11 protein-coding genes are annotated in these 12,412 nt (G+C 68.3%); 4 read left to right on the forward strand and 7 right to left on the reverse strand.

Going from position 1 to position 12,412, the window contains the following annotated elements; all coding sequences use genetic code 11:
* The first annotated feature begins 16 nt into the window (after window positions 1-16).
* Genes ITJ49_RS00515 through ITJ49_RS00525 form a run of 3 tightly spaced genes read left to right on the forward strand, consistent with a single transcriptional unit; the run spans window position 17 to window position 4,802 of the window.
* On the forward strand, window positions 17-2,050 hold the full coding sequence (locus ITJ49_RS00515; RefSeq protein ID WP_194600237.1) for a bifunctional aldolase/short-chain dehydrogenase: 2,034 nt from the start codon (window positions 17-19) through the stop codon (window positions 2,048-2,050).
* A 13-nt stretch (window positions 2,051-2,063) separates the two neighbouring features.
* Entirely contained in the window at window positions 2,064-3,560 is a 1,497-nt protein-coding gene (locus tag ITJ49_RS00520) for a rhamnulokinase family protein (protein ID WP_194600240.1), read from the forward strand.
* Between the two features lie 3 nt (window positions 3,561-3,563).
* Window positions 3,564-4,802 carry an alpha-hydroxy acid oxidase gene (locus ITJ49_RS00525; protein WP_194600242.1) on the forward strand — a complete coding sequence of 413 codons (1,239 nt, stop codon included), beginning with the start codon at window positions 3,564-3,566 and terminating at the stop codon, window positions 4,800-4,802.
* A gap of 93 nt (window positions 4,803-4,895) precedes the next feature.
* Here ITJ49_RS00525 and ITJ49_RS00530 read toward each other — a convergent pair whose 3' ends face one another.
* From ITJ49_RS00530 to ITJ49_RS00540, 3 genes are read right to left on the reverse strand one after another with little or no spacing between them, the layout of a single operon-like run.
* Window positions 4,896-6,161, reverse strand: a complete 1,266-nt coding sequence (locus ITJ49_RS00530) for a hypothetical protein (protein WP_194600244.1) — start codon at window positions 6,159-6,161, stop codon at window positions 4,896-4,898.
* Window positions 6,142-6,969 (reverse strand): TIGR03943 family protein, encoded by an 828-nt coding sequence (locus tag ITJ49_RS00535; RefSeq protein WP_228513883.1) that lies wholly within the window; start codon window positions 6,967-6,969, stop codon window positions 6,142-6,144. The genes ITJ49_RS00530 and ITJ49_RS00535 overlap by 20 nt, the downstream gene beginning before the upstream one ends.
* Complete coding sequence (locus ITJ49_RS00540; protein WP_370544315.1) at window positions 6,962-8,044, reverse strand: permease; 1,083 nt, start codon at window positions 8,042-8,044, stop codon at window positions 6,962-6,964. Before ITJ49_RS00540 ends, ITJ49_RS00535 begins: the two co-directional genes overlap by 8 nt.
* Window positions 8,045-8,392: 348 nt before the next feature.
* Here ITJ49_RS00540 and glpK point away from each other — a divergent pair, with 348 nt between their 5' ends.
* The gene (glpK, locus tag ITJ49_RS00545; protein WP_055963569.1) at window positions 8,393-9,907 is read left to right on the forward strand and encodes a glycerol kinase GlpK; all 1,515 of its coding nucleotides are present in this window, start codon (window positions 8,393-8,395) and stop codon (window positions 9,905-9,907) included.
* Between the two features lie 99 nt (window positions 9,908-10,006).
* Here the strand turns inward: glpK and ITJ49_RS00550 are convergent, their stop codons facing one another.
* From ITJ49_RS00550 to ITJ49_RS00565, 4 genes are all read right to left on the reverse strand, one after another.
* Window positions 10,007-10,975, reverse strand: coding sequence for an epimerase (locus ITJ49_RS00550; protein ID WP_194600246.1), 969 nt, complete (start codon window positions 10,973-10,975; stop codon window positions 10,007-10,009).
* The gene (locus tag ITJ49_RS00555; protein ID WP_194600248.1) at window positions 10,972-11,604 is read right to left on the reverse strand and encodes a DUF4166 domain-containing protein; all 633 of its coding nucleotides are present in this window, start codon (window positions 11,602-11,604) and stop codon (window positions 10,972-10,974) included. The genes ITJ49_RS00550 and ITJ49_RS00555 overlap by 4 nt, the downstream gene beginning before the upstream one ends.
* Window positions 11,605-11,674: 70 nt before the next feature.
* Window positions 11,675-11,872, reverse strand: a complete 198-nt coding sequence (locus ITJ49_RS00560) for a YegP family protein (protein ID WP_055963565.1) — start codon at window positions 11,870-11,872, stop codon at window positions 11,675-11,677.
* 32 nt (window positions 11,873-11,904) lie between these two features.
* Entirely contained in the window at window positions 11,905-12,303 is a 399-nt protein-coding gene (locus ITJ49_RS00565) for a hypothetical protein (RefSeq protein WP_194600250.1), read from the reverse strand.
* Between the last annotated feature and the right edge of the window lie 109 nt (window positions 12,304-12,412).

Below are 12,412 nucleotides of genomic sequence, written 5' to 3' on the forward strand. Positions count from 1 at the left end.
AACAGAAGCGACCGCCATGACGACCGCTGCCGCCGACCTCATCGCCCGATCGAACCGCCTCGGCAAGGATCCGCGGAACACGAACTACGCGGGAGGCAATACTTCCGCGAAGGCGACCGCGATCGACCCGGCGACGGGTGAGCCGGTCGAGCTACTCTGGGTGAAGGGCTCCGGCGGCGATCTCGGAACCCTCACCGAGAAAGGCCTCGCCGTGCTCCGCCTCGATCGTCTCCGGGCGCTCGCCGGCGTCTACCGCGGTGTCGAGCACGAAGATGAAATGGTCGAGGCGTTCGACTACACATTGCACGGCAAGGGCGGCGCCGCCCCATCGATCGACACGGCCATGCACGGCCTCGTCGACGCCCGGCACGTCGATCATCTCCACCCCGACGCCGGTATCGCCATCGCGACCGCCGTCGACGGCGAGGCTCTGACGAAGCGGATTTTCGGGTCGAAGGTCGTCTGGGTGCCGTGGCGTCGTCCCGGCTGGCAGCTCGGGCAGGACATCGCCGACATCAAGGCCCAGAACCCCGACGCGATCGGCACGATCCTCGGCGGCCATGGCATCACGGCGTGGGGCGACACATCCCACCAGGCCGAGGCGAACTCGCTCTGGATCATCGAGACCGCCACGAAGTACATCGAGGCGAACGGTAAGGCAGAGCCTTTCGGCGCCGAGCTCGAGGGCTACGGCGCACTCGAGGCGTCGGCTCGCCGCGAGCGGGCGGCCGCATTGGCGCCGGCGCTGCGGGGGCTGGTGTCGACCGACCGTGCCCAGATTGGGCATTTCAGCGACGACCCGCGGATCCTGGAGTTCCTGAGCCGAGCCGAGCACCCTCGTCTCGCCGCCCTTGGCACCTCCTGCCCCGACCACTTCCTGCGCACCAAGGTCAAGCCCATGGTGCTCGACCTGCCGCCGACCGCGTCGGTCGAGGACTCGCTCGAACGATTCACCACGCTGCACGATGAGTACCGCGCCGATTACCAGGCGTACTACGACCGGTACGCGACGTCGGATTCGCCGGCGATCCGGGGTCAGGATCCGGCCATCGTGCTGATTCCCGGCGTCGGCATGTTCAGCTACGGCGCCGATAAGCAGACCGCTCGCGTCGCGGGGGAGTTCTACCTCAATGCGATCAACGTCATGCGGGGCGCCGAGGCCATCTCGTCGTACGCGCCGATTGACGAGAGCGAGAAGTTCCGGATCGAGTACTGGTCGCTCGAGGAGGCGAAGCTCCAGCGTCGACCGGCTCCGAAGCCGCTCGCGTCGCGCATTGCTCTCGTGACCGGTGCCGCTTCAGGTATCGGCAAGGCGATCGCCACGCGTCTCGCCGCGGAGGGCGCCTGCGTCGTCATAGCCGACCTCGACCTCGAGAAAGCCCGGGCCGCCGCCGCCGAGCTCGGCGGGACCGATGTCGCGATCGGCATCCAGGCGAACGTCACCAGCGAAGACGAGGTCGCCCGCGGTATCGACGAGGCACTTCTGGCGTTTGGGGGGCTGGATCTTGTGGTGAACAACGCCGGTCTCTCACTGTCGAAGTCGCTGCTCGAGACCACCGTCGCCGACTGGGATCTTCAGCACAACGTGATGGCGAAGGGGTCTTTCCTGGTCTCCCGTGCCGCCGCGCGAGTCCTAATGGCGCAGCAGCTCGGTGGCGACATCGTCTACATCTCGTCGAAGAACTCGGTGTTCGCCGGCCCGAACAACATCGCGTATTCGGCGACGAAGGCCGATCAGGCGCACCAGGTCCGCCTCCTGGCCGCTGAGCTGGGGGAGTACGGAGTCAAGGTCAATGGCATCAACCCCGACGGTGTTGTGCGCGGTTCGGGCATCTTCGCCGGCGGGTGGGGGGCGAAGCGCGCTGCCGTCTACGGGGTGCCTGAGGAAGAGCTCGGTGCCTACTACGCCCAGCGCACTCTGCTCAAACGCGAGGTGCTGCCGGAGCACGTAGCCAACGCCGTCTTCGTCTTGACGGCGGGTGACCTGTCGCACACCACGGGGCTGCACATCCCGGTCGACGCGGGTGTCGCCGCGGCGTTCCTGCGATGACGGGACGACTGTGATGACCACCGGCACCGGCACCGGCACCGTCGCCGCCGTCGACCTGGGCGCGACCAGCGGTCGGGTGATGCTCGGGCACGTCGACGGCGCGTCGGTGCGATTGCAGCACGTGGCGCGCTTCGCCAACCGCCCGGTGTCGATCGCCGAGGGGGAGGGGCAGACGGGACTGCACTGGGACGTCCTCGGACTCTGGGCATCGATCCACGACGGCTTGGCGCAGGCCCTCCGTATAGCACCCGACGTCGCGTCGATCGGCGTCGACTCGTGGGCGGTCGACTACGGCCTCCTGCGGCAGGGGCGACTCGTCGGCCTGCCATACCACTACCGCGACGAGCGGAGCGCAGCGGGCGTCGTCGACGTGCATCGCGCGGTGCCGGCCGTCGAGCTCTACCGCCGCACGGGCCTCGCGCACCTGCCGTTCAACACCGTGTTCCAGCTCGCCGCCGATCGTGCCGCCGGAACCCTGGCATTCGCCGACCGGGCCCTGCTCATTCCCGACCTCATCAACCGGTGGTTGACCGGCGTCGACGTGACCGAGCGGACGAACGCGTCGACCACCGGGCTGAGCTCGGCGGCCACGGGAGACTGGGATCCTCGTCTCGTCGACACCCTCGGGCTCCCCAGCACCCTGTTCGCCCCGCTCATCGATCCGGGGGCAGCTGTGGGCGGGCTCTTGCCCGACCTCGCGCGCGACATCGGCGGCGGGCGGGCTGTGCCGGTCACGGCCGTCGGCTCGCACGACACCGCGTCGGCCGTGGTCGGGGCACCTCTTCTCGACGAGCACTCCGCTTACATCTCGAGCGGTACCTGGTCGCTCGTCGGCCTCGAGCTCGAGCAGCCGGTCATGACCGAGGCCGCTCGATCCGCCAATTTCACCAATGAGGGCGGTGTCGACGCGCGCATCCGATTCTTGAAGAACATCTCGGGGCTCTGGCTGCTCAGCGAGTCGATGCGCACCTGGGCTTTCGCGTCGGGCGGTTCATCGACCGACGCCACCCGGTCGTCCGACCTTGCCTCGCTCCTCGCCGCGGCGGCCGAGGTCACCACTCCGGTCGCTGTATTCGATGCGGCCGACGAGCGCTTCACCCCACCCGGAGACATGCCCCGAAGGATCCGCGACTGGTGCGATGAACACGGCGTCGCGGCGCCCTCGACGCGGGCCGAGTGCGTCCGCAGCATCCTCGAGTCGCTGGCTGCGGCTTATGCCGACACTCTCGACGAGGCCGAGCGTCTCTCGGGGCGCACCATCACGACGGTCCACATCGTCGGCGGAGGCTCGCAGAATTCGCTGCTCTGCCAGCTCACGGCGGATCGCACCGGCCGCACGGTTCTCGCCGGTCCGATCGAGGCCACGGCGCTCGGCAACATCCTCGTGCAGGCTCGCGCCGCCGGGCTCGTCTCGGGCAGTCTCGAATCTCTGCGGTCGCTCGTGCGCACGGCCTTTCCACCCGTCCGCTTCCACCCGGCCACCGTCTCTCTCCCCTCCGAAAGGTCCTGACCCATGGTTGAACGCCGCATTCCTCGCTTCCACGACCTCGCGCCGCTGATGCAGTTCAAGAAGCCCACCTTCGACCTGAAGGCGAAGCGGCTGCGCGAGGCCCTCACGATCGAAGACCTCCGGAGGATCGCGAAGCGGCGCACGCCGACTGCCGCGTTCGACTACACCGACGGTTCCGCCGAGGCCGAGATCTCGCTGCGCCGAGCCCGGCAGGCATTCCGCGACGTGCAGTTCAACCCGGCGATCCTCCGCGACGTCGCCCACGTCGACACCGGATGGGACGTCCTCGGTAAGCGCGTCGAGCAGCCATTCGGCATCGCGCCGACCGGCTTTACCCGCATGATGCAGACCGAGGGCGAGAAGGCCGGGGCCACCGCGGCGGCGGCTGCTGGCATCCCGTTCTCGCTCTCGACGATGGGCACCGCGTCTGTCGAAGACGTGGCCGAGGCCGCTCCGAACGGCCGCAACTGGTTCCAGCTGTACATGTGGAAGGACCGCGACCGCTCGATGGCTCTCGTTGAGCGCGCGGCCAAGGCCGGATTCGACACGCTGCTCGTGACCGTCGACGTGCCGGTCGCCGGCGCTCGCCTCCGTGACTCCCGCAACGGCATGACGATCCCGCCGTCGCTAACGCCCCGCACGATCATCGATGCGCTGCCGCGCCCCTGGTGGTGGGTCGACTTCCTCACTACCGAGCCGCTGGCGTTCGCGTCGCTCGACCGCTGGTCGGGCACTGTCGCCGAGCTCCTGAACACCATGTTCGACCCGACCGTCACCTACGACGACCTGGCCTGGATCAAGTCGCAATGGCCTGGCAAGCTGGTCGTCAAGGGCATCCAGACGCTCGACGATGCCAAACGCGTCACCGAGCTCGGGGTCGACGGCCTGATCCTGTCGAACCACGGCGGACGTCAGCTCGACCGGGCCCCGATCCCGTTCCACACTCTGCCCGAGGTGGTGCGCGAGGTGGGCGCCGACGCCGAGGTCTGGGTCGATACCGGAATTATGTCGGGTGCCGACATCGTCGCGTCGATCGCGCTGGGTGCCAGGTTCACGCTCGTCGGCCGCGCCTACCTGTACGGGCTGATGGCCGGTGGTCGCGAGGGAGTCGACCGCATGATCGAGATCCTGTCGACCGAAGTCGCTCGCACCATGCGGCTGCTCGGCGTGAATTCGCTCGAGGAGCTGAACCCGTCGCACGTGACGCAGCTGGAACGGTTGGCGCCGCGCGCCCGGTCGTAGCGGCTGGCGCTGCGGTCGCTGCAGGTAGACGCCGTGCGGACCACCCGACGCGCCGCAGCGCGTCCGCCGGTCCGCAGGGCGTCTTCCAGCCTGCTAGTTCCAGTGCAGCGACGCCCCCGCGAAGCTCGCGACGAGCGCACCCGACTCCGCGTCGAGCACGAGCGTCGTCGCCCCCACGGGAGCCGGCGCGATGGTCGCGCCATCCGACCGAGCGCCGACAGGAGCGGACACGACCGTCAGATACTGGCCATTCGGCGAGACGTCCAGCGACGACAGCCGCGAGCTGGAGGGCGCCGTGTAGAGCGTGCGCGAACCGACGACGATCGACCGGGCCGAGATCGCGAGGCGAGCCGTGTCGGATCCTGCGCGAACCGTGCCCGCCGACTCGATCAGCGATCGTTCGCCGACCGTCAGAGAGTCAGCCGAGACAGTCGTCGTCTTGCCCTCGAGTCCGAGATCGGCGCGCGTGATGGTTCCGTCCGGGGCGCGCGACACGATTACCGGTGCCCCGGGTGTCATGCCCCAGGCGGTAGCCACGAGAGCGCGTCGATCCGCACCCCTGAGCGGCTCGGCTCGGTGCACGCCGGCGAGGTCGATCGAGTAGATCCGCTCGGCGGAGTCGGGCGCGGCTCCCGTGGCCGTGAATCCGAAGACGAGGATCCCGGTGGGCGCGTCCAGAGACAGGCTCCGCACGAGCCCGGGGCCGGGCAGGAGCAGGTCTTCGCGGGTTCCGTCACGGGCGACGATCGACAGGGTCGACGCGCCCCCGTCGTCGGCCGCGACGACGAGGTCGGTACCGATCGAGGCGAAGGCCTGAATGCCCCGGGCCTCGTAGACGACGTCGCGCCCGACCGTGTTCACCGAGGCTTCGACGATCCGATCGACGCCACCGGCGGTGGCCGACCGGTCGAGCGTCAGCACCTCGGCGTTCGCCGTCGTGAACGTCGTCTCGACGTCGGCGTCGCGCGACCCGAAGATGCTCGTCACCCCGTCAACGGCCACGGAGTACCTCGTCGCCGAGTGCAGCCGCCGGGAAAACTGGACGGTGACCACCGTGCCGGCAGTCGAGACGGTGAACGGCGTCGTCGGCGTAATGCGCACCTGGCTCGGTCGCACCGTCGACACCGACTCGTTAAGGAACAGCCGGGCCTGCTGGTCGGTCCGCTGTGTGACCGCGGAGGCGTCGACGCGCGTCTCGTCCAGGCGGGGTCCGCGGCTCTGGGTCACGACGACCAGGGCGGTGCAGATGAGCGCCAGCACGATCACGACGACGGTGAACGCACGGGCGAACGAAAGGTGGCGGGCGGCCTCGTCGGCATCAGTGCCGCCCGCACCGAAGTCAGTAGAGGTACGGGTCACGGGGCTGGGCGATCTTCGTGAGGGTTCGGGGTGCCAGGGTGATCGGGGCCGACGACGCGGTGCTGGGGTTGGTGGCAAACGATCCGCGGATCCTGACCCACTGGTTCTTCTTCAGGTCTTTGCTCCACCCCGGGTCGTAGACGGGCACGCCGACCGGCTGGGCGTCGACGGCGCAGCAGGTGACGACGAAGCGCGTGACGAAGAACGAGTTGTCGGGGTCGTCGGGGGAGGGACTGATGAAGCCGGTCACATCCACCGACTGGTTCTCATAGGTGCCGATGTCGGTCGACTGGCGCAGTCGCGTCGCCCAGTCGAGCACCGTATACGTCGAGGTCGGGCCGGTCGCGGGAGCATCGCCGCCCGAGGTCGTGACGACCGCCGTACCGAGACCCCGAGTGCCGGCGGTGGCGCTGGTGAGTGTTGCGGGAGGCAGTACGACGAGGCTGGCCGCGACGGCCGCCGTGACGACGAGACCCGCGGTGCCGAGGATGCGGCTGCGGCGGGCGGGTGACTCCGCGCCTGCGGCTGCGCCCTCGGCTGCGCCTGCGGCTCCATCGTGCTGGGCTGCCGGGGCGTCCTCTCCACCGTGGCCAGGCTCGTCATCACCGTCGGGTGACAGCGCCAGTGCGAGCAGCGCCAGCGCCATCCCGATCACCGTCAGCACGACCGTGAACACGACGTACCTCGGGTGGATGTAGAGCACGAGCTGACCCGCCGCGGCGAGCCACAGCGTTGTGACGCCGATGATCAGCGTGAGGGCGACCCCGCGCCACCGAGCACTCAGTGCAGCGAGCGAGAGCCTAGGCAAGGGCGTTCACCGCCAGCCCGAGCGCCGCGGCGACCAGCGCCACGACGAGAGAGATCTGCACCAGCACGACCGGTCGATACGTGGTGCGGAGCAGCGTCAGCATCTTGATGTCGACGATCGGCCCGAAGACGAGGAACGCGACGATCGATCCGGGCAAGAACGTCGATGCGAACGGCAGCACGAAGAACGCGTCGACGTTCGAGCAGATCGAGATGACGAAGGCGAGCGCCATCATCGCGAGGATCGACCAGAGCGGGTTCGACCCCAGAGCCAGCAGCACCGATCTCGGCACGAGCGTCTGCACACCGCCAGCGATCGCGGCCCCGACGAAGAGGGCGGGGAGCATGGTCGACATCTCGCGGCGGAAGAGCACAGCAGACGACGTGAGTCGCGAGTGCGGGTGGTCGTGCGGGGTCTCGGGGATCCTGCACTCCGCGTCGAACTGCACCGTCAGCAGCGACCGCTCGTCGCGCTGCTTCGCGTAGAGCCAGCCGAGCAGGTTGGCGACGACGAAACCACCCAGAACGCGCGAGACGAGGATCCCGTCGCTCCACCCGAACGCCTGGTAAGTCGTGATGATCGTGATCGGGTTGACGATGGGCGCGGCGATCAAGAACGTCATCGAGTCGGAGACCGAGAAGCCCTTCACGACGAGACCGCGTGCCAGAGGCACATTGCCGCACTCGCACACCGGCAGGAAGACGCCGAGCAGCGAGATGACGGCCCGCCTCGCGGTGGGGTTGCGCGGCAGCCAGGCAGCGAAGAAGCCAGCGGGCAGCCACACCTGCACCACGATCGACAGCACGATGCCGAGCAGCACGAACGGCATCGACTCGACGATGACGCTCAGCGTGAGAGTGACGAAGTCTTGTAGATGGTCGGGCAGGATCCCGGCCGGCAGGGTCGCGGTGGTGATCCGGACGAGCGCGAGGGCTGCGACGACGATGAGCCCCGCGACCAGCAGGCGGCGGGATGCGCGGCGCGGCCCGTGCGCGTGCGCTTCGGCCGGGTCGCGGGGCGCGCCCGGGTCGCGGGGTGCGCCGTGCTCGTGGGCCGCGGGCAGGGTCGTCGTCACGCGTCGACGGTAGCTGTCGCTGTCCGAATTCGAAGGAGAAACCGCCGCCCGCCAGCGAAGACATCAGGATCCGGCGGGGTCGCCCCCACAAATCTCCTTCGAATTCGGAACTCAGAATTCGGAAGTAGGGCGCGCGAACAGAGGCCCCGGGTGCACGGATGTTCACGTCACCGGCGCTCCGGCTCCGCGCCGGCAGCTCCCACCAGCTCGGCACTGCACATCCGTGCACATGCTGGTAGCGACCGTGCACGCTCCACTAATTTCAAAGGTGGTTCACCTTGGATAGAGGTGCGCCGACCCGCGCAGTCGCCTAGTCGGCGGCTCACACCCACAACAATGGAGTTAGCAGTGAGCGAATACGTCATCGCACTCGACCAGGGCACCACCTCGACGAGGGCCATCATCTTCGACCACTCGGGGTCGATCGTCTCGACGGGTCAGCTCGAGCACGAGCAGATCTTCCCCCGTGCGGGCTGGGTCGAGCACGACCCGAAAGAGATCTGGAACAACACCCGCGAGGTCATCGGCCAGGCGCTGTCGAAGGCGAACATCACCCGCCACGACATCAAGGCGATCGGTATCACGAACCAGCGCGAGACCGCTGTCGTGTGGGACAAGAACACCGGCGAGCCCGTCTACAACGCCATCGTCTGGCAAGACACGCGCACTCAGTCGATCGTCGACCGTCTCGCCAAAGACGGCGGCGTCGAGCGCTTCAAGCCGATCGTCGGCCTGCCGCTCGCGACCTACTTCGCCGGAACCAAGATCGTGTGGATCCTCGACAACGTCGACGGGGCCCGCGAGAAGGCCGAGGCCGGCGACCTGCTGTTCGGCACCACCGACACCTGGGTGCTGTGGAACCTCACCGGTGGCACCAAGGGCGGCGTCCACGTCACCGACGTCACCAACGCTTCGCGCACCCTCTTCATGGACCTCGAGACGCTCCAGTGGCGTCAAGACATCCTCGACGTGTTCGGCGTCCCGGCCTCCATGCTCCCCGAGATCAAGTCGTCGTCCGAGGTCTACGGAATGGCGAGCGACTCGTCGCTTCTCCGCGAGGTGCCAATCGCCGGCATCCTGGGCGACCAGCAGGCGGCGACCTTCGGTCAGGCCGCCTTCGACCAGGGCGAGTCGAAGAACACCTACGGCACCGGTAACTTCCTCATTTTCAACACGGGCGAAGAGATCGTCCACTCCGAGAACGGCCTGCTCACCACGCTCGGCTACAAGCTCGGAGATGCGGCTCCGCACTACGCCCTCGAAGGATCCATCGCGGTCACCGGATCGCTCATCCAGTGGCTTCGAGACAACCTCGGCATCATCAAGTCGGCGCCCGAGGTCGAGACGCTCGCGACGACGGTCGACGACAACGGTGGCGTCTACATCGTGCCGGCGTTCTCCGGTCTGTTCGCGCCGTACTGGCGTTCCGACGCCCGCGGTGCGATCGTGGGGCTCACGCGCTACGTCAACAAGGGCCACATCGCGCGTGCCGCTCTCGAGTCGACCGCATTCCAGACCCGCGAGGTGCTCGACGCGGTCAACGCCGACTCCGGTGTCGACCTCACCGAGCTCAAGGTCGATGGCGGCATGACCGCGAACGATGCGCTTATGCAGTTCCAGGCCGACCTGTTGAACGTTCCGGTCGTGCGTCCCGTCGTTGCCGAGACCACCGCCCTCGGCGCCGCGTACGCTGCGGGTCTCGCCGTCGGCTTCTGGGCCAACCTCGGCGAACTCCGCGCTAACTGGCAGGAGTCGAAGCGCTGGGAGCCGTCGATGGACGTCGCCGAGCGTGAGCGCCAAATGCGCCTCTGGAAGAAGGCCGTCACGAAGACCTTCGACTGGGTCGACGAAGACGTTCTCTAGCCAACCCTGACGCCGCACCACGTATCGCGGACTCGCAGGCTTGCCGCGGCAGGTCTCTGAGTCCGCGATACGCGTTACGTCACAAGTCAAGCCGCAACGTCAGGCGCGCGCAGCCCGCTCCGCCACGATCGACTTGAGCGTCTCGTCGAGGTACGGATGCTCGAACTCGTAGCCGGCCGCGGTCAGCCGCTCGGGTACGACCCAGCGGCTCTTGAGCACGAGCTCGACCTCGGTGCGGATCGCCGCCGTGCCGAGTTCGAGCATCCACCGGAACGCGGGCAGGCCGAACGGGACGCCGAGCGCATGGCGCAAATCGCGCATCATCGTGCGGTTGTCGCTGGGGTTCGGGGAGGCGAGGTTGACGACGCCCTCGATCTCGTCGTGCTCGCGCAGAAACCGGATGCTGCCGACAACGTCGTCGATGTGGATCCAGCTGAACTTCTGCCGCCCTCCCGCCGCACCGAACGCGTGATACGTGCCGGCCTCGCGTCGAGCCGCTGTCGACGGCCACGGCCCGTCGAGCTGAGGGCCGCCGAGGCCCGCGCGGGCGAGGTTGATGAGAGGCACGAGCGCGCTGCCATCGCCGAGCACGATCGCCATGCGCAGCGCGACGCGGCGGGTGCCGGGCAGGTCGCGCGAGAAGAACTCGTCCTCCCAGGTCGTGGCGATCGATACCGAGAAGCCCCGGCCGATCTCGCCGGTCGACTCGGTTTGCGGGTGGTCTTCGGCGTGGCGGTAGATGGTCGCCGTCGATGAGTTCAGCCACAGTCGCGGCGGGTTGTCGCTCGCGGCGATCGCCTCGCCCAGCTCGCGTGTCGTCTCGATGCGCGACCGGAGGATCTCCCGCCGGTTCGCCTCGCCGTAGCGGCAGTTGACGCTCTTGCCGGCCATATTGATGACGAGGTCGGCTCCATCGACGAGCTGCCGGATCCTGGTGGTCTCTCCCCAGCGCGCATCGGGGCCGGCGCGCCCGATCAGCTTCACGTCGGATCCTTCGGCGCGGAACACACGGGCGAGGTGGTCGCCGATGAAGCCCGAAGCCCCGGCGATGACGATGCGGTCGGTCATGGTGCCTCTTCCAGGGTGATGGCGTAGTCGAAGTGGCCGGAGTATTCGTAGACCCGGCCGACGAGTGGCAGCGAGAGGATCACCGTCACGTGCTGGCGGTCGACGTCGTCGTCGAAGCGCTCGGTGAGGGCGACGCGCGGCGCGAGAGCGCGGGGGAGCGCCACCCGGCGGCGTCCGACCCGAATGGTGAGACCACGGGAATCCAGTCGCAACGACCCGTCTCGCACGGTCGCCGAGAGCTCCGCGCCCAGCAGACGTGATGGGCCGAGGTGATCGACGAGGCCCGCGGGCTCGGCCGTGATGGCATCGACCATGGTGCGCGTACCGCCGTGGCGAAGGCCGAAGTGGAAGGTCCGTGCGGCGGCGACTGCCGTGTGTCCGGCTGCGTCGACCACGGGGCGGTTCTCGACGTCGAAGGGAACGGCGGCGGCCCAGACCGGGAAGGCGATGCCCTGAAGGCTCAGGATCCGCAGCGCCGGCCACAGCCACCGGCGCGGGGTGCCCACCACGTCGAACGTGCCCTGCCCCCGGCCGACCGACCCCTCGGGGATCGCGCCGAAGTACGCCCGCAGACGCGGGTGCAGATTGTCGAGTTCGTCCCCCAGGATGCGCTCGTACGGCGAGGCCATGGCTCGACGCTAGCGGTTGGCCTCGCAGCGATGTTCGAGAGTCCCTCGATCTCGAGGGGTGACGTCGTGGTTAGAGCAGGAGGTCGCGCCCGGTCTGGTCGTCGACGACGGCGTCAGTCGCGTGATCGCGAACGGAGTCGATGCCGTTCTGTGCCGCGCCTTTGGTGCTGTAGTTCTCGCTCGTGGCGATCACTTGCCCGGTGGTGGAGACGAGGGCGAAGCGGAAGGCTCCGTCTTCGGTCTTGGTGAGGACGAACTTGCCAGGCATGAGTACCCCTTGTCGATGACGGTGGATGAAGACTAGTCCGAGAGCAGGACGGCGAGGGCGCTCTTGAGGGTCTCACGGTCACGGCGCAGTTTGGCGACCTCGATCTCGAGCTCGGCCACTCGCGCGTCTGCCGACGCGGCGGCACTCGGGCGACCTCGTCGGACCGGCGGCTCGGCCGGCGCCTCGGGGGCCGCTGCGACGGGAGGTGCGGCGGTCTCGACGACCTCGGGTGCTTCGGAGGCGGGCTGGTCGGGGGTGTTGGCCTTCTCGTGTGCACGGATCCAACCGCGGAGCGACTGCTCGCCGACCTGGAACTCGTCGGCCGTCTCGCGGATGATGGCGCGGTTGCCCGGCTCGGCTTCGCGGCGCTCGAGCACGCGGGCCAGCGAAGCCTCACGCGTGTCGGGGGAGTACTTCTGTTCGAATGGCATGACTGACTCTCGACGTGTGCTGACAGATATGTGCCGGAGGCCCTCCGGCTATATGCGCATATCATGGCATACATCGATATGTAGCGGCGTCTTCATTGCGGTAACAGGC

The sequence above is a fragment of the Frondihabitans sp. VKM Ac-2883 genome (assembly GCF_015350875.1).
Lineage (GTDB): Bacteria > Actinomycetota > Actinomycetes > Actinomycetales > Microbacteriaceae > Frondihabitans.

Excerpts from the sequence above, each read along its gene's own strand:
- ITJ49_RS00515 (WP_194600237.1), top strand. The coding sequence starts at position 17 with ATGACGACCGCTGCCGCCGACCTCATCGCCCGATCGAACCGCCTCGGC.
- ITJ49_RS00520 (WP_194600240.1), top strand. The coding sequence starts at position 2,064 with ATGACCACCGGCACCGGCACCGGCACCGTCGCCGCCGTCGACCTGGGC.
- ITJ49_RS00525 (WP_194600242.1), top strand. The coding sequence starts at position 3,564 with ATGGTTGAACGCCGCATTCCTCGCTTCCACGACCTCGCGCCGCTGATG.
- ITJ49_RS00550 (WP_194600246.1), bottom strand. The coding sequence starts at position 10,975 with ATGACCGACCGCATCGTCATCGCCGGGGCTTCGGGCTTCATCGGCGAC.
- ITJ49_RS00555 (WP_194600248.1), bottom strand. The coding sequence starts at position 11,604 with ATGGCCTCGCCGTACGAGCGCATCCTGGGGGACGAACTCGACAATCTG.
- ITJ49_RS00560 (WP_055963565.1), bottom strand. The coding sequence starts at position 11,872 with ATGCCTGGCAAGTTCGTCCTCACCAAGACCGAAGACGGAGCCTTCCGC.
- ITJ49_RS00565 (WP_194600250.1), bottom strand. The coding sequence starts at position 12,303 with ATGCCATTCGAACAGAAGTACTCCCCCGACACGCGTGAGGCTTCGCTG.